General features: G+C 62.6%; 15 protein-coding genes. 5 read left to right on the plus strand and 10 right to left on the minus strand.

Annotated elements, in window-relative coordinates; all coding sequences use genetic code 11:
• Positions 1 to 2: 2 nt before the first annotated feature.
• A complete protein-coding gene (locus ACNFBR_RS08110; protein WP_416734414.1) occupies positions 3 to 1,019 on the plus strand; it encodes a LysR family transcriptional regulator in 1,017 nt (338 codons plus the stop codon).
• Positions 1,020 to 1,045: 26 nt separating this feature from the next.
• Positions 1,046 to 1,219, plus strand: coding sequence for a rubredoxin (locus tag ACNFBR_RS08115; RefSeq protein ID WP_416734415.1), 174 nt, complete (start codon positions 1,046 to 1,048; stop codon positions 1,217 to 1,219).
• Between the two features lie 376 nt (positions 1,220 to 1,595).
• Here ACNFBR_RS08115 and ACNFBR_RS08120 read toward each other — a convergent pair whose 3' ends face one another.
• Genes ACNFBR_RS08120 through ACNFBR_RS08135 form a run of 4 tightly spaced genes read right to left on the minus strand, consistent with a single transcriptional unit; the run spans position 1,596 to position 6,198 of the window.
• Positions 1,596 to 3,305 carry an FAD-dependent oxidoreductase gene (locus tag ACNFBR_RS08120; protein ID WP_416734416.1) on the minus strand — a complete coding sequence of 570 codons (1,710 nt, stop codon included), beginning with the start codon at positions 3,303 to 3,305 and terminating at the stop codon, positions 1,596 to 1,598.
• 40 nt (positions 3,306 to 3,345) lie between these two features.
• Positions 3,346 to 3,666 carry an NIPSNAP family protein gene (locus tag ACNFBR_RS08125; RefSeq protein WP_416734417.1) on the minus strand — a complete coding sequence of 107 codons (321 nt, stop codon included), beginning with the start codon at positions 3,664 to 3,666 and terminating at the stop codon, positions 3,346 to 3,348.
• Complete coding sequence (locus ACNFBR_RS08130; RefSeq protein WP_416734418.1) at positions 3,651 to 5,384, minus strand: FAD-dependent oxidoreductase; 1,734 nt, start codon at positions 5,382 to 5,384, stop codon at positions 3,651 to 3,653. Before ACNFBR_RS08130 ends, ACNFBR_RS08125 begins: the two co-directional genes overlap by 16 nt.
• A gap of 4 nt (positions 5,385 to 5,388) precedes the next feature.
• Positions 5,389 to 6,198 (minus strand): shikimate dehydrogenase family protein, encoded by an 810-nt coding sequence (locus tag ACNFBR_RS08135; RefSeq protein WP_416734419.1) that lies wholly within the window; start codon positions 6,196 to 6,198, stop codon positions 5,389 to 5,391.
• A gap of 154 nt (positions 6,199 to 6,352) precedes the next feature.
• Between ACNFBR_RS08135 and ACNFBR_RS08140 the strand changes: the two genes are divergently transcribed.
• Entirely contained in the window at positions 6,353 to 7,123 is a 771-nt protein-coding gene (locus ACNFBR_RS08140) for an IclR family transcriptional regulator domain-containing protein (protein WP_416734420.1), read from the plus strand.
• Positions 7,124 to 7,175: 52 nt separating this feature from the next.
• Here the strand turns inward: ACNFBR_RS08140 and ACNFBR_RS08145 are convergent, their stop codons facing one another.
• Entirely contained in the window at positions 7,176 to 7,850 is a 675-nt protein-coding gene (locus tag ACNFBR_RS08145) for a GntR family transcriptional regulator (protein WP_416734421.1), read from the minus strand.
• Positions 7,851 to 8,130: 280 nt separating this feature from the next.
• On the opposite strand from ACNFBR_RS08145, the gene ACNFBR_RS08150 reads away from it, so the two are divergent.
• Positions 8,131 to 9,453, plus strand: coding sequence for an MFS transporter (locus ACNFBR_RS08150; protein WP_416734422.1), 1,323 nt, complete (start codon positions 8,131 to 8,133; stop codon positions 9,451 to 9,453).
• Between the two features lie 13 nt (positions 9,454 to 9,466).
• The gene (locus tag ACNFBR_RS08155) at positions 9,467 to 10,207 is read left to right on the plus strand and encodes an aldolase (RefSeq protein WP_416734423.1); all 741 of its coding nucleotides are present in this window, start codon (positions 9,467 to 9,469) and stop codon (positions 10,205 to 10,207) included.
• A gap of 56 nt (positions 10,208 to 10,263) precedes the next feature.
• On the opposite strand, the gene ACNFBR_RS08160 is transcribed toward ACNFBR_RS08155, so the two are convergent.
• From ACNFBR_RS08160 to ACNFBR_RS08180, 5 genes are all read right to left on the minus strand, one after another.
• Entirely contained in the window at positions 10,264 to 11,508 is a 1,245-nt protein-coding gene (locus ACNFBR_RS08160; RefSeq protein WP_416734424.1) for an OprD family porin, read from the minus strand.
• A gap of 193 nt (positions 11,509 to 11,701) precedes the next feature.
• Entirely contained in the window at positions 11,702 to 12,745 is a 1,044-nt protein-coding gene (locus ACNFBR_RS08165; protein WP_416734425.1) for a polyamine ABC transporter substrate-binding protein, read from the minus strand.
• Positions 12,742 to 13,878: an NAD(P)/FAD-dependent oxidoreductase gene (locus tag ACNFBR_RS08170; protein ID WP_416734426.1), complete on the minus strand. Its 1,137-nt coding sequence runs from the start codon at positions 13,876 to 13,878 to the stop codon at positions 12,742 to 12,744. The genes ACNFBR_RS08165 and ACNFBR_RS08170 overlap by 4 nt, the downstream gene beginning before the upstream one ends.
• Positions 13,875 to 15,233, minus strand: a complete 1,359-nt coding sequence (locus ACNFBR_RS08175) for an FAD-dependent oxidoreductase (protein WP_416734427.1) — start codon at positions 15,231 to 15,233, stop codon at positions 13,875 to 13,877. Before ACNFBR_RS08175 ends, ACNFBR_RS08170 begins: the two co-directional genes overlap by 4 nt.
• On the minus strand, positions 15,230 to 15,520 hold the full coding sequence (locus ACNFBR_RS08180) for a (2Fe-2S)-binding protein (RefSeq protein WP_416734428.1): 291 nt from the start codon (positions 15,518 to 15,520) through the stop codon (positions 15,230 to 15,232). Before ACNFBR_RS08180 ends, ACNFBR_RS08175 begins: the two co-directional genes overlap by 4 nt.
• Positions 15,521 to 15,524: the final 4 nt, after the last annotated feature.

The raw sequence follows: 15,524 nt of genomic DNA on the forward strand, positions 1-15,524 counted from the left end.
TGATGGGTGCACTTGGCCTTTATGTGGTGGGGCATGAAGGGATAGTTTTTGACTTGCAGGGTATTGGTGATATGGAATCTAGGGGATATCTGCCAAAAGATTATGTTGAAATTTTGCCATGCATGGCTGCATTCGCAGTGGTGGTCGAAACTGGGAGTTTTATTGAGGCTTCTGTTAAAATTGGGGTGACAGCATCAGCTGTTAGTAAGCAAGTTTCCAAGTTGGAAAGTGCACTTTCATTACGCTTGATAGAGCGCACGACCCGAAGCCTGAAAGTGAATGCTGAAGGCCAGCAGATTTACAAGCACTGTAAGTCAGTATTGGAATCATCAGCCAACGTTTTTCGTCTGAAGGATAGATTGGCTGATGGTCCGCAGGGGCTGGTTCGGATAGGCGTGCCCAAGTCTTTATACGCTACATGTAGCAAGCTAATACCTGATTTTTTGTCTGCGTATAGGGACGTCAATGTCCAGTTGGTGTGTGGCGAGAAATTTGATTTTATATCTGATTCTATCGACGTTGGGATCGTGATTACTGATAAACCCCCAGAGGGGATGGTTGCGCGGCAATTGTTTGTCGTGGATTTTGTCCTGTGTGCCGCGGAAAGCTATCTAAATAAGTCCGGTTTGATTTCTCATCCTGCTGAGCTTCCAGTGCATAGCTGTATCACATTTATAGGGGATCTTGATAAGCAGTATTGGAAGTTTAGATCGCTCGATGAATTCTGTGAGGTATCAATACCTGGTCGATATCTTTCGGATTGCCCTGAAGCGGCCTTGACAGCGACGATTTCTGGTATAGGGGTTTCTTGTCTCCCGCTATGTTTGGCTCACGAAGCACTTAAGAGTAATCAATTGACGAATGTTTTGCCTGAATGGAATTATAAAGGTGCATTGCAGGGTACTGCTTGGATAGTTTATCCACCCGGTCAGCTTGTATCAAAAAGGATAAAAGTTATGGTGGAGTATCTCATGAGTGAGCTTGTAGCTTTAAGTGGCGCCTGGAGTGTAGGTCGTTAGGTTAAATTCACTGAGGTATATTTTGCATGAGTGTAATTTATGAGTGTACTAAGTGTTGGTATGTGTACGATGAGCACGAAGGTTGTGAGGATTTGGGTATTCATCGCAATACAAAGTTCTCTGATCTTCCAGAGTCGTTTAGATGCCCTTTGTGCGGGGTGGAAAAGATAAGTTTTGAGTTGTGCGAAGTGGTTCAATAGTTGTCGGTTGTGTTTTCCTGGTTTGCTGGATGTTGATGACTCAGGTATCCGGTTTTTCAAGTCGAGATGATTCGATTTGTCTCGCTTCATGGAGTGAGGTAAAGATTTAATTTCGTCAATGTATAGGGCTGCATATGAATCGGTGGTGATTTTTGCGGGGGTTTTAATATTAAGTTTTTGTAGGTGTTAGGCTCTGTGCGAAAGAGATTAAGCAATATGGTATTTAATAACGCTAGAAAATCCAACGCGGCATAGTTTAACGGTAAGCCTATCGAGGCGTGTTACGCCCTAGCGGCTATTTTCAACCAGCCAAACCCGTTCTCTTCGTACAAGAGCCTAGATCCGAGATGTATTGGAGATTTATCAGCATATGAGGTTATTGACTGCCAAAGCCTGTCTCAGTCGCATTCCTGTCTAACCCGCTTACAGTTCTACCGGCCAGAAACCCAAACGTCATCCCCGGCCCCAGGGTAATACCACCGCTCGGGTAGTGCCCGCCCATCACGCTGTGCATGTCGTTGCCCACCGCGAACAGCCCGGTTATCGGCTGCCCCGCGTGGTCCAGCACGCGGGCCGAGGCGTCGGTGCCAAGGCCGGCGAAGGTGCCAAGGCTGCCCGGCAACAGCTTGACCGCGTGAAACGGCCCCTTCAGCAGCGGCCGCAGCGACGGGTTGGGGGCGTGCAAAGGCTCGCCCTGGGCCCGGTTGTAGGCCGATACGCCGCGTTGAAAGGCGGGGTCATTTCCCACGGCTGCATGCTGGTTGAAGCCTTGCACCGTACGCTGCAACTGCGCAGCGTCGATCCCGCAGCGTTGCGCCAGTTGCGCCAGGGTAGCGCCGCTGTGCAAATAGCCACTGCGTTGGTAGTAACGGGTAGAAAAGGGAAACGGCTTGGCCCAACCGATGCCATAGCGCCGTTGCGCGGTGTGGTCGCAGATCAGCCAGGCATGCGGTGGCTCACCCTGCGGTGTGGCGGCGAACAGCGCGTTCATGAAGTCATGGTAGCAATCGGCTTCGTTGACGAAGCGGAGGCCATCGCTACGTACCGCGATGAAGCCGGGTTTGGCGCGGTCGATCAAGTGCGGGAAATGGCCGAAATCACCATCGCGGCGTGGCACCCGAGACACAGGTGCCCAGGCGCCGCTATGAACCGCAGTGGTGGATACAAGGCCACCGGCCTGTTCGCCCAGGCGCAATCCGTCACCGCTGTTTTCCCTGGGCGCAGCGGAGTAATGCTGATCACCCTGCGGCGCATGCGGCATCAGCTGCGCAATGCGCTGGCGGTCATGCGGGAAGCCACCGCAGGCCAGCACCACACCACGGCGTGCATGAATGACCTGGCCATCGGCGAACAGTGCGCCGCTGACCCGCCCTTCGCCCAGCAGGCGGCTGGCCGCTTTGTCGGTCAGCACTGTCACCCCCAGATCGAGGGCGCTGCGCAGCAGGCGCGCCACCAGCGCGTTGCCGTTGACCAGTTGCTGGCCGCGACGGTGCAGCAGCAGGTCGCGCCCATGGCGCAGCAAGCGCTTGCCCACATGCAGCGCCGCCTTGGGCGAGCGGGTGGCGTTGAAGAAGGCGGCCATGTCGGCGCCTCCGGCAATGCCCATGCCGGCCAGGCTGACGATATCCAGCGGCGGGCGCAGCTTGTGCAGCCACGGCCCGAGCCGGCGCCCGTCGTAAGGCAGTGCACACAGCGAGCGACCGCCGCGTGCACTGCCATCGCCTTCACGCATGTCGGGCATCCGGCTGCCGGATTGGAACTGCACGGCAGTGTGTTGCTGGAAGAATGCCACCATCTCCGGACCATGGCGTAGAAATGCGCGCTGACGCGGGTCCAGCTCGCGGCTGTGGGTTTGTGCCCGCAGGTAGCGCTCTGGGGCATCGTCGGCTTCGACGATGCCTTCGGCGATGGCCAGCGGGTTGCGCGGTATCCACAACCAGCCCCCGGACCACGCGCTGGTGCCGCCCAGTTGGCTGGCTTTTTCCGCAATGATCACTTGCAGGCCGTGATGCGCAGCGGTAACGGCGGCAGCCAGGCCTGAGGCGCCGGAGCCGATGACGAGTACGTCACATTCGAGGGGTTGCATGGATGGATCCGCCCAGGCGTTGGAAGAGGTGGCGTGCGGCTTATTGCAGCGGTGAAAAACCGGTCGGCCGCAGCAGACGCGATTGCAGGCGCAGTACCGCACCCAGCTCGCGGTTGCGCCGCGAGAACTCCGCCCAGCGCGGGTCTGCCGCCATGGCGGCGCGACGGGCCATGCGCTCGTCGAGGCTGGCGTAGCCCCAGATGTGCACCACTTGGTTGACGTCGCCGAACTCGCTGGTGAAAAAGCCGACCAGGTTGCCCAGGTGTTCGCTTTGCACTTCCAGCGCATGGCTTTGGTACAGTGCCAGCCAGTCGGCCATTTTCAGCGGGTCGAGGGTGTAGGTTCTCAGTTCGTAGTACATGCCGGGGTCTCCGTGTGGGTAGCCGGCGCCTGCAGGCGCGCGGTGATGTGGTTGGCAGCGAGCCAGCCGAAGGTGAGGGCAGGGCCCAGGGTGATGCCGGGGCCGGGATAGGTGCCCTTCATCAGTGAGTTCATGTCGTTGCCGACCGCGTACAGCCCGGCAATCGGCTGGCCTTCGCGGTTCAGCACGTTGGCATCGGCGTTGGTCACCAGGCCACGGGCCGAACCGAGGTCGCCGGTGTGGATGCGGATGGCGTAGTACGGCCCACTGGCCAGTGGCGCCAGGCATGGGTTGGGCGTGTGTTGCGGGTCGCCCATGTAGCGGTTGTAACTGTTGCCGCCTTTGCCGAATGCGCGATCGATGCCATTGCGGGCATCAGCGTTGAACTGCTCAAGGGTTTGCGCGAACTGTTGTGGGTCGATGCCAATGGCCTGGGCCAGGGCTTGTGGTGTTGCGGCCCGGTACAAATAGCCAGCGTCGATCAATGCCTGGTTGTTCACCGGCTTTGGCCGCGCCAGGCCCAGCCCGTAACGGTTCATCGCTTCGCCATCGCAGACCAGCCAGCAACTGGCAATGCCGTTGGCGAACATGGTTTGCACAAAGTGGTGATAGGAGTCGGACTCGTTGACGAAGCGCCGCCCGGCCGGGTCTACGGCAATCACGCCAGGTTTGGCGCGGTCGGTCACCAGGTGCGGAAAGCGCTCACGCTGACCATCGGCATGGCGCAGTTCGGAAACCGGCGCCCAGAAGAAGTTGGCCGCCAAACCCTCGCCCTCGGATGCCGTCACAGACTGGCCAAGGCGCAGGGCGGCACCGTCGTTGGCCGCGGGTGACATGGTCAGGTGCGGTGCTTCTTGAGGCGGTCGGTAGTTGGCGGCCAATGCGCCTGCAGCGAACCCGCCCATGGCGCATACCACGCCACCACGGGCCAATACCCGCTCGTGGCGGCCCTCGCGCTTTACCACCACGCCAGTAACCACGCCACGCTCGACGATCAATTCCACGGCTTCGCTGCGCAACCACAACTGCGTGCCATGGGCGAAGGCGCTGGTGGCCAGGCGGGCGATCAGTGCGTTGCCGGTGGTAAGCCGTGTGCCACGCGGGTGTTGCAAACGGTCCCGCGCATAACGCGCCATCAGTTTCAGGCAATGCCAAAGCGACCGGGGCGAGCGGCGAACACTGAGAAAATGCTGGATGTCCACGCGGTTGACCATCATGCCGCCGAACAGCAGCATCCCGGGTGGGGGCATCTGCAGGTCCTTGAAGCGCGCACCGAGGTGCTTGCCGTCGTACTCGACCATTTCCAGCGCTCGGCCGAACGGGGTGGCACCGGGCGCATCCGGGTAATAGTCGGGCGAGTGTGGGCGCAGGGCATAGCGCAGTTCGGTGTTCTGCTCCAGCCAGCGCAGCGCCTGGTGGCCTTGTTCGATGAAGGCGTTACCCAGAAGAGGGTCGTAGCCGTCGCCGATCACCTGCTTGAGGTAGGTGCGCATGGCCTCGGGGGAGTCCTTGGCCCCAGCGGCGCGGGCTTGATCGGTGCCGTACAGCCACACCGCACCGCCAGAAATCGCCGAGGTGCCGCCAAAGTGCTCGGCCTTTTCCACCACCAGCACCTTCAGGCCACGACGGGCTGCCGTGGCGGCGGCTGCGAAGCCACCGGCACCACTGCCCAGTACCACCAGGTCGAAGCGGTGTTGCGTGTCTTGAGTGGTCGCCATGGCTTCAGATCTCCAGCGGCGTTACGCCCATGAAGGCGCCAAGGTGGCCGAGTTGGGCGAAGGCCATTTCCGGGCCGGTCTGGATCGTGCAGCCTACTTGGCGCGCGCGGTTCAGCAGCGGGGTGATCTCGGGCGAAGTCACCACGTCGGCGACCAGGGTGTCGGGCTGTAGAGTGGCCACCAGGGCGGCGGACAGTGGCAGTTCCGCGCTGTTGCCCATGCCGACAGGGGAGGCGTTGGCCACCAGGTCGAAATCTTCCAGCCCACTGAACTGCGTGCTGATCGTAAGCCCGGGGAAGGCGCTGCCGAGCAATTCGCACAGCGCGCCCATGCGTGCTGTGCTGGGGTCGCTGAGGGTAATGCTGGCGATACCTGCCTCGCCCAGTGCATAGGCGATGGCGCTGCCAACACCGCCGCAACCGATCACCAAGGCCCGCTTGCCCGCCGGCTCGAAGCCATGCTTGCGCGCAGCACCCAGAAAGCCTGCGCCATCCACGTTGTCGCCCAGCAGGCGCCCGTCGCGCTCGCGGCGTATCACATTGACCGAACCCAGGGCCGCTGCACGCTCGCTCAGCCCGTCCAGGCGGTTGGCCAGGGCCTGCTTGTACGGCACGGTGACCACGCAACCGCGCAGGTTCTGCCAGCCGCGCAGGGCGCTGGCAAAACCGTCCAGCGCCGCCTCATGCAGGTCGATGGGCAGCATGGCGAGGTTGCAATTGTTGTGGGTGAACCAAGTGTTGAAGTTTTCCGGGGACTTCACCTGGGCGATGGGCGAACCGACGATGGTGACCAGTTCAGTGGAACCACGAATCATGCTGACCTCCTTATTGGCGTTGTTATGGCGTCAAGGGTGAGCCAGAGAGGCGTGGGCAACAATGCGTTCATCGGGCGTTTAGTGCGATAATCGCAACCATAAGCCGGTTATCGCAGTAATCGGCTGTTTTTGCCCCTGCTTGCGAGCTGAATCCATGAGCACACCCGCTATTCACCCGCGTGACCTGATTGCGGGCCTGCAGAAAGGCCTGGCGCTGATGCAGCTGTTCAGCGCCGAGCAGCCGCGCCTGAGCGTGCCGCAGGCGGCCAAGCTATCCGGCCTTACCCCCAGCGCTGCACGGCGCTTTCTGCTGACCTTGGTGCACGAAGGCTTTGCCGAAACGGACAGCCGTGAGTACTGGCTGACGCCCAAGGCCTTGCGCCTTGGCCAGGCCTATGTCGATTCGGCCCAGCTGCCGCGCATGCTGCGGCCGATCGTGGAACAGGTGGCGCGGCAGACCCAGGAGCATGTGTCGGTGGGTACCCGCGATGGCGACGAGATCATCCACCTGGTGCGCAGCCGCTACAGCCATGTGGCGTCGTTGTCGATCAGGCCGGGCTCGCGGGTGCCGATGGCCTGCACGGCCGGTGGGCGGGTCTGGTTGGCTTGGTTGGATGAGGCGGACCGGGATGCGTACTTTGCCCGTAACCCACTGCGTGCGTTGACGCCTTATACGCAGACTGACCGGTCACAGCTGGAGGCGGAGTTGCAGCGGGTGCAGGCGCAAGGTTTCTGTATCGTTGATCAGGAATATGAAATCGGCATGCGGGTACTGGGCGTACCGTTGCTGGACCGCGCCGGTCGCTTGAAAGCGACGCTGACCATCACGACCCATGCGTCGCGGCTGAGCGTGGATGAGATACGGTTGCGGTATTTACCGGCACTGTACGAGGCGCAGGCACTGCTCCGGCCAGTGCTGGATTGAGGCGACGCGGCAGGGGGTGTTTCATCGCCTTCATTGCCGGCTGGCCCGCCCATCAGGCGTTCCCCTGCACCCACTGCACCAGCCGTTCGCCATCGTAGGCATTGTGCTGCCAGGCCAGTTCGCCGGCCGTCTCGCTCTCGCCCTTGAGTATCGCCTGCACGAAGGCCTGATGCTGTTCGAGAATGGTCTCGGGGCTGGTATGCATCAGCAGGTTGGTGGTGTTGATGACCCAGCGCACTTGCTGCTGTACCAGCGCGTACTGGCGGATCAGGCGCTGGTGGCCGGTACCTTCGATAATGGCCTGGTGCAGGGTGAAGTCGCATTGGTTGATGGCCTTGCGTGTCCCCTTGGCACAGGCCTTCTGCAGTGCCAGAAACGCCGCTTCGATCGCCTGCAGCACCTGCCCATCGCCTTGCTTGGCCACCAGCGTGGCGGCCAGCCGCTCTAGGCTGCCACGCAGGGTCCAGATTTCCCAGATGTCGTCGGCCGTCAGTTCAGCTACTTGCCAGCCCACATACGGGGTTTGCACCACGATCCCTTCTGTCGCCAACCGGTTCAGGCCGGTGCGCAAGGTGCCGCGGGCGATGCCCAGCTGATCGGCAAGTGCCGTTTCAGTAATGCGTTCACCGGGCTTCAGATGCCCCGACAAGATCGATTCACGAAGGCTTTCGGTGGCTTGTTGTTCTGCGGAAAGCTTCGAAACCGGCCGAAGCTGGATGGATTTCATAGACACGGGTCCTGGTGGCGATACGCCCACATATAGCATTCGCAGCCGGTGGCTGTACACCGGGCCGCTCGCAGGCACGCACGGTTCGAGCAGCAACCTTGAGTAATCATCAGGCAACGTGTTGATATTACGCATGTTAATTGTTGATTGTTGACAATCGCCAATCTTCGGCCTAGCGTTTCACCGAGCCAGGCCTGGCCAGCGAGACATAACAACAACGACAGCAGTACTTATTCATCAATGCCTACAACTAGAAAAAACGTGCATACAAGGTGAAAATATGAAAGAGGCGATCCTTGATGGGGCAGAGCGTGCGCCGGCCCATCAACTCGATGCGATTTACCGCAAGATGTCGCTGCGGCTGATTCCGTTTCTGTTCGTTTGCTATGTGCTGGCTTACTTCGCCAGGATCAACGTCAGCTTCGCCAAGCTGGACATGCTGGCTGACCTGCATATCTCCGAAACCGCCTATGGTCTGGGCGCGGGTATTTTCTTCCTCGGCTACCTGGTGTTCGCCGTGCCCAGCAACATGATGCTGGAGCGCGTCGGGGCGCGGCGCTGGATCGGTTTCATCATGGTGGCCTGGGGCTGCCTGACCTCGCTGATGATGTTCATCGAGCAGGCCAGCACCTTCTATGCCCTGCGCTTTCTGATCGGTGTGGCTGAAGCCGGGTTCTTTCCGGGCATCATCTTCTACTTCACGCGCTGGTTCCCCAGCGAGCGGCGCGGGCGGGTCATCGCCCTGTTCATGGCGGCCATCCCGCTGTCGGGGATCATTGGTGGGCCGTTGTCGGGCTGGATCATGTCGGCCATGCGCCACGCCCCCATGGGCGTGGCGAGCTGGCAGTGGCTGTTTTTGCTGTATGGCCTGCCCACTGTCGTGGTCGGCCTGCTGGTCAAGCGCTGCCTGCCAGACAGTTACCAGGACGCCAGCTTTCTTAGTACGGCAGAGAAGCGCCTGGTGGGCGACGAACTGGCCAGGGATGCCCTGCGTCGGCCGTCCAGCGCGCAGCGCAGGTCGCTGAGCAGCTTTGTGTTCTCGCCGGTCATCTGGTATTTCAGCCTGGTGTACTTCCTGATCGAAATGGGCGAGTACGCCCTGGGCTTCTGGATGCCGACCATCATCCGCAACGCCGGCTTCGACGACTTGCAGTCGGTCGGCCTGCTGACGGCCATTCCTTACCTGGTCGCCAGTGGCGTGATGATCTACATCGGGCGTTCGGCCGACCTGCGCAACGAGCGCAAGTGGCACCTGGCGATTCCACTGTTCATTGGCATGGTCGGCCTGATTATTGCCGCGCACTTCGCCCACAGTGGCGTGCTGGCCATGCTCGGGCTGACCTTGGCCACCTGCGGGGTGATGGCCTCCTTCCCGATCTTCTGGACCGTACCCACTGCGCTGTTGGGGGCCAATGCTGCCGCCGGCGTGGCGCTGATCAACTCGATCGGCAACCTGGCCGGCTTTTTCAGCCCGTTCCTGGTGGGCTGGACCGTGGACCTGACCCATAGCACCGACCTGTCGCTGTACGTGGTGGCGGGCTGTGCGTTCCTCGGCGCGGTGCTGTTCGTGCTCGTGCCCAACCGTTTCGGCAGCAGCCAATAAGGAGAAACGACCTATGCAAGCCGTTCAAAGCCTGGAGCAGGACCTTTACAACCAACCTGAAGTCGTGCGGTTGCGCGAGCAGTTGGCGCTGGCCCTGCGCGCCGCCGCCCACCATGGCCTTGCAGAAGGCGTGTGCAACCACTTCAGTGTGACTTTGCCGGGCCGGCCCGACCTGTTTCTGCTCAACCCGCGTGGCCTGATGTGGGAAGAAGTGCAGGCTGACGACATCGTCATGGTCGATGACTTCGGCAAGCGTCTTGCGGGGCGCCATGAAATCGAACCGACCGCGATGTTCATCCATGCCGCGATCCACCGCGTGGCGCGCAAAACCTGCGTACTGCACACGCACATGCCGCACGCCACCGCGCTAAGCCTGACCGAAGCACGCGCACTGGACACCACGCTGTCGCAGAATGCCATGCGCTTTCACAACCGCCTGGTGATCGACGACCAATACAACGGTTTTGCCCTGGACCATGGCGAGGGCGAACGTATTGCCCGGGCCATGGATGGGGCCGACATCGTGTTCCTTGGCAACCACGGGGTGGTGGTGTGTGCAGAGCGCATCGATTATGCCTATGACGACCTGTATTACCTGGAACGGGCGTGTGAGGCGGAAGTGCTGGCGCGCTCGACCGGCCTGAAGCTGAAACCGGCCGATCCAGGCATGGCGCGGAAGGTGGCGGAGCAGGTCGAAGGCGAGCGCCTGCAATCCGAGCTGTTCTTCCTGGCACTGGGGCGCAAGCTCAAGTAACCCCGATGGCCCTGTAGGTGCGGGTGAACCTGCGCCTACAGGCCGCTTTCAGGTTGTCAGAACAGGTTGAGCGGGTACTCGGTGATTACCCGTACTTCATCGATCTGCCCACCCCGGTCCGAGCTGCGGTAGCTGGCCTGGCGCACGCGCAGCGACAGGTCCTTGGCCACACCCGCCTGTACCACGTAACGCAACTCGACATCGCGTTCCCAGGCCTTGCCATCCAGGTCGCCACCACTGCCGTTCTTGAAGTCGGTGCCTTTCACATAGCGGGTCATGAAGCTCAGCCCCGGCGCCCCGTAAGCGGCCAGGTTAAGGTCATAGCGGGCCTGCCAGGACTTCTCGTTCTCGTAGTCGAAGTCCGAGTACTGCACCGAGTTGGCGAAGTTGTACACCGCGTTGCCGTCCGGCCCGTACACGTAGTCGCCGGTGCCGGACACCTTCTGGTAGGCCAGGGTGAAGGCATGCGCACCCAGCGTCCAGGTGCCGCCCAGGCTCCAGATGCGGTTGTCCAGGTCACCACTGCGGGCCTGGCCGATGCTTTGCGTGTCGTAGGCGTTGAAGTCCAGCTTCAGCGACTGGCTGGTGCCCAACGGCAGCAGGTAGCGGGTATTCACGTAGTACTTGCGAAAGTGCTCGGCAGTCTTGGCGTAGTACAGGCTGCTGGAAAGCCGCTCATTGAAGCTGTAGACGCCACCGATGTAGTCGACCGCGGTCATGCGCCCGCTGTCTCGGGACGACTGGTTGCGGTTGGTCAGGCCGGTGAAGTGGCCCGCATCCAGCTGCAGGTTGCGGATTTCCTTGCTGGTGAGCGAGAAGCCGTCGACCGTCTCTGGCAGCAGCCGGCTGTCCGAGGTGGCCAGTACCGGCACTGCCATCACTTGTGTGCCGTATTTGAGTACGGTGTTGGACGCCCGTACTTTCAGCGCCGCACCGGCCTTGCCGATGTCCTGCTTGGCGCCGTGGCTGTCTTGCTCCAGCAGACCGGTGCCGCCACCGGTGCGGCCATCGCCGGTGTCGAGCTTGAAGGCGTACTGGCCGATCAGGTCGATACCGAAACCCAGCGTGCCTTGAGTGAAGCCGGACTGAAAGGTGCCGATGAAACCCTGGGCCCATTCCTCGCCGTAGTTCTGCCGGGCGCCGCTGGCGCGGTTGTCACGCTGCATGTACATGTTGCGTGCCTTGATCGACAGCTTGCTGCCTTCGATGAAACCCGCCGATTCGGATTGCTCGCTGGCCTGCAAAAGGGGGCTGGCGGACGCCAGCAAAAGGGCGGTGACACCGAGTGGGTTGATGCTCATTTCATGCTCCGATTGCTTGTTCTAGTTAAGTGGCAGCGTGATGCAAGGGGTGCTCGAGCCGTTTTTCGGGCGTGCAGAAGCCCTATCCGCGCCTTTGCAGGGCAGAGCGACTGTGCGGTTATTGGTGGCTCAAGCGGGTGGTGCGCCCGCTGGCCGGCACGGGGAGGGCCGGCAGCGGGTCAGGGGCCTCGGCCTATCGCTCGATCTGGCGATTCCAGCGGGCGTTCCATTCCGGGCGTTGGCTGTTGACCTGGTCCCAGTCGATGGTCACGGCCGTTTGCAGGTAGGTCTGCATGGCTTCGACCTGGCCACGGGTCTTGTCGCTGGTCGGGGTGTTGGGGTTGGACGGGATCTGGTCACCCAGCTCCAGCGCCGGTGCTTGCGCCTCGGGGCTGAGCAGGAACTCGGCAAGCTTTTGCGCAAGCTCGGGCTGGTCGTTGTTGGCGGTGACGCACTCGGCCTGGTTGAGCACCACGGCGCCTTCTTTCGGTGCGGCATACTCCACCGGGATGCCCTTGAGCTTCAGCGCCGTCACCTGGGTAGGGGTGAGCGGGAACAACGCGGCTTCGTCGGTTTGCACCATTTCCGACAGCTTGGCCGAGTTGGGGATGTACTCCAGCACGTTCGGGCCAACGTTCTGCTTCCACGCAGTGAAGCCTGGGTTGACGTCGGTATCGCTACCGCCGTGCAGGCGGTTGTACATCAGGAAACCGTGCAGGCCGAAGGTGGACGAGGCCATCGACTGGAACACCACCTTATCCTTGAAGCGCGGGTCGGCCAGGTCGTTCCACGAAGTGGGCGCCGCCCAGCCCTTGGCCTTGAACAGGCGGCTGTTGTAGGCAAGCCCGGTCACGCCCAGGCTGACGGCGGCGGCCTTGTCCTTGATCAGGGCCTTTTCCGGCAGTTGGGCCAGCGTCGGGTTGGGCTTGAGCGTGCTGCACAGGCCCATGCCGATGGCGCGGTACATGATGCCGTCATCCAGCACCATCACGTGGATCGACGGCTTGTTCGGCGTGGCCTGGACCTTGGCCAGGATGTCGGCCGAAGTACCGGGGACGATCACCACCTTCACCCCGTTGGCTTTCTCGAACTGGGGCAGGATGTTGTCGCTGAACAGCCGCTCCATGGTGCCGCCGTTCATGCCCAGGTACAGCGTGGGTTGAGCCATGGCGGGCAGGCAGGCGAACAGGCCGGGCACGGTGCAGAACAGGGCGAGCAAACGTTGCTTGTGCGTCATGACAGGTTTTCCTTGTAGTGGTGGTTGGGCTGAAAACGGTCGATGGAAAAGGCGGCCAGGCTGATTGCCGGCGCGCCGTGGAGTACACATTGCGCCAGGGCTTCACCGGCTGCCGGGCCAATCTGGAAGCCGGCGCCAGCAAAGCCGAAGCCATGCAGCAGGCCAGGTTGCAGCAGGCTCGGGCCGAGCACCGGTTCGTCATCGGGCAGGTAGCCCTCGGTGCCGCTCCAGGTGCGGATGGCCTGGGCGCCGGCCAATGCCGGGTACAGCTCGGTGGCGTTGCGCAGGATATCGAGTACGGCGGCTTGCCCAGGGCGTGCGGTGGTCGCGGTCAGGGCGAAGCCACGGCCACCGCCCAGCACGCAGTTGCCGCGTGCCACCTGGCGGGCATAGATGCCACCGCCTTCGACCCCGGTGCTGGCGGTCATGAACAGGGGGAGCGGCTCGGTGACCAGCATGGCCGGGTGGGCTGCGCTCAGCGGCACCGGCTCGCCGTATTGCTCGGCCAACTGCGCCGACCAGGCGCCAGCGCAGTTCAGCAGCCAGGGCGCCTTGAAGCACTGGCCTGTGCTGGTGCGCACATTGAAGCGCTGGCCGTCGTGGTCCACTTCCAGCACTTTGCACTGCTCATGCACCTGGGCGCCGCTGTGCCGAGCGGCCTGGGCGAACGCGGGTGACACCAGGCGAGGGTTGGCGTGGCCATCCTCGGGGCAGTACGAGGCGCCGACGGCGATATCGCCCACCCACGGGAAGCGCTGGCGCAGTTCGCGACGCTCCAGCAATTGCAGGTGCAGGTCAAAGGCCTGGGTCCGCTGGGCATAGGCTTTCAAGGCGTCGAAGTCGGTTTCGCTGCGTGCCAGCTTCAGGTGGCCGCTGCGGGCGTATTCGCCATCGATACCGATCCACTCGCGCAGTTGCCCCCAAATGGCGTGGGCACGCATCGACAGTGGCAGTTGCGCCAGCGAGCGGCCCTGGCGGCGCACACCACCGTAGTTCACGCCGCTGGAATGCGAGCCACAGAAGTCGCGCTCCAGCAGCGCCACCTGTTGGCCACTGCGGGCCAGGGTCAGCGCGGCGCTGCTGCCGACGATGCCGCCGCCGACGATGATGGCGTCCACTTCAATCAGCGTCATGGCTTGATCTCCAGGCCGAAGGGCAGGGGCTTGATCGGTGCCTGGCCGCGCAGGCGGCCGACCTGGTCAATGGGGCGCCCGCTTTCGCAGGCGATCAGTTCGGCGGCGGCGGCGCCGCACACGCGGCCCTGGCAACGGCCCATGCCGACCCGGCACATGGCTTTGACCCGGTTTATTTCCCAGTGCCCGGCGCGCACGGCGGTGCGGATTTCGCCGGCGCTGATCTGCTCGCAGCGGCAAACCGTGAGCTGGTCCGGCGCTTGCCGGGCCCACTGCTGCGGGAATGGGAAGGCCTGTTCCAGGCCTTGGCGAAAGCGTTGCAGGGTGGCCAGGCGCTTTTCCAGCTGCTGCTGGCGTTGCGGGTTGCCAGGCTTGCCCAGGTCGGCCAGCAGCGTCAGGGCGGCCAGTTCCCCGGTCATTTCCGCGCCGTCGGCACCGAGGATGCCGGCACCGTCGCCTGCCAAGTACACGCCGGGGCTGCTGGCGCGGCCTTGGGCATCACGTACCGGTAGCCAGGCGCGGTTGAGGGTGTTCCAGGCGAACTGGCAACCGAGCAGGTCGGCCAGCTGGGTTTCACTGCGCAGGGCGTGGGCGAACGCCACGGCGTCGCAGGGCAGGGTGTACTGCTGGCCATTTCGTGCCCAGCGCACAGCGCTGGCGCGGTGCTCGCCGTCGATACCCAGCAGGGTCACACCCTGATGCACCGGCACGCCCTTGGCGGCCAGCCAGGCGCGGTAGTAAAGGCCCTTGGCAAAGGTCCCCGGCTGCAGCAGCAGGCGCGGCAGGGCGCGTACCTGAGCGCTGAACGGCGAGGTATCGAGCACGGCGGCTACCGTGGCACCGGCCTTGGCGTACTGGTAGGCCACCAGGTACAGCAGCGGCCCGCTGCCCGCCAGCACCACCCGCTCGCCGATGGCGCAGCCCTGGAACTTCAGGGCAATCTGTGCGGCGCCCAGGGTGTACACCCCAGGCAAGGTCCAGCCGGGGATCGGCAGCACGCGGTCGGTGGCGCCAGTGGCGACGATCACCCGGTCGAATGCCAGGCGGTCGGCCAGTTGGCCTTGCTGCAAGGTGTCCAGCACCTGCTGCTCGGCGTTCCACACCAGGGTTTCCGGGCGGTAGTCGATCTGCCCACGTAACTGTTCCAGAGTGCTGTGCAGGGCCTGCGCCTTGCCAGCCTCGAAGCCGTACAACGCTTTGGCCGGGCGGCGAAAGTTGGCCGGCTGCTGACGGTAGATCTGCCCACCGCCCCGGCTGGCTTCGTCCAGCAGCACCGGGCGTACGCCGTGGGCCACCAGGGTTTGCGCGGCGCGGATACCGGCAGGGCCGGCACCGATGATGACGATTGCACTCATGGCCGGCGCCCCGGATCACGGGTTACGCAGTGGCCTGGCTCAAGGAAGGTCGAGCAGGCGCGCACGCGGCGACCGTCTTGCAGGCGTATCCAGCAGTCCTGGCAGGCGCCCATCAGGCAGAACCCGGCGCGTGGTTCGGCACTGAAGTCACTACCGCGCAGGTGCTCCGAATGGGTCAGGATGGCCGTCAGCAGAGTGTCGCCGTGCATGCCTTGGGCCGGCTCGCCGTCCAGCAGAAAGGGCACGGGCTCGCGGTCGTGTTCGGCCACGCGCTTGAACAGGGGCATAGGG

Origin of the sequence: Pseudomonas sp. NY11955 (assembly GCF_048068035.1) — a bacterium.
In the GTDB taxonomy this organism is placed as follows: Bacteria; Pseudomonadota; Gammaproteobacteria; order Pseudomonadales; family Pseudomonadaceae; genus Aquipseudomonas.

Excerpts from the sequence above, each read along its gene's own strand:
- ACNFBR_RS08110 (WP_416734414.1), top strand. The coding sequence starts at position 3 with ATGGGTGCACTTGGCCTTTATGTGGTGGGGCATGAAGGGATAGTTTTT.
- ACNFBR_RS08115 (WP_416734415.1), top strand. The coding sequence starts at position 1,046 with ATGAGTGTAATTTATGAGTGTACTAAGTGTTGGTATGTGTACGATGAG.
- ACNFBR_RS08120 (WP_416734416.1), bottom strand. The coding sequence starts at position 3,305 with ATGCAACCCCTCGAATGTGACGTACTCGTCATCGGCTCCGGCGCCTCA.
- ACNFBR_RS08125 (WP_416734417.1), bottom strand. The coding sequence starts at position 3,666 with ATGTACTACGAACTGAGAACCTACACCCTCGACCCGCTGAAAATGGCC.
- ACNFBR_RS08130 (WP_416734418.1), bottom strand. The coding sequence starts at position 5,384 with ATGGCGACCACTCAAGACACGCAACACCGCTTCGACCTGGTGGTACTG.
- ACNFBR_RS08135 (WP_416734419.1), bottom strand. The coding sequence starts at position 6,198 with ATGATTCGTGGTTCCACTGAACTGGTCACCATCGTCGGTTCGCCCATC.
- ACNFBR_RS08140 (WP_416734420.1), top strand. The coding sequence starts at position 6,353 with ATGAGCACACCCGCTATTCACCCGCGTGACCTGATTGCGGGCCTGCAG.
- ACNFBR_RS08145 (WP_416734421.1), bottom strand. The coding sequence starts at position 7,850 with ATGAAATCCATCCAGCTTCGGCCGGTTTCGAAGCTTTCCGCAGAACAA.
- ACNFBR_RS08150 (WP_416734422.1), top strand. The coding sequence starts at position 8,131 with ATGAAAGAGGCGATCCTTGATGGGGCAGAGCGTGCGCCGGCCCATCAA.
- ACNFBR_RS08155 (WP_416734423.1), top strand. The coding sequence starts at position 9,467 with ATGCAAGCCGTTCAAAGCCTGGAGCAGGACCTTTACAACCAACCTGAA.
- ACNFBR_RS08160 (WP_416734424.1), bottom strand. The coding sequence starts at position 11,508 with ATGAGCATCAACCCACTCGGTGTCACCGCCCTTTTGCTGGCGTCCGCC.
- ACNFBR_RS08165 (WP_416734425.1), bottom strand. The coding sequence starts at position 12,745 with ATGACGCACAAGCAACGTTTGCTCGCCCTGTTCTGCACCGTGCCCGGC.
- ACNFBR_RS08170 (WP_416734426.1), bottom strand. The coding sequence starts at position 13,878 with ATGACGCTGATTGAAGTGGACGCCATCATCGTCGGCGGCGGCATCGTC.
- ACNFBR_RS08175 (WP_416734427.1), bottom strand. The coding sequence starts at position 15,233 with ATGAGTGCAATCGTCATCATCGGTGCCGGCCCTGCCGGTATCCGCGCC.
- ACNFBR_RS08180 (WP_416734428.1), bottom strand. The coding sequence starts at position 15,520 with ATGCCCCTGTTCAAGCGCGTGGCCGAACACGACCGCGAGCCCGTGCCC.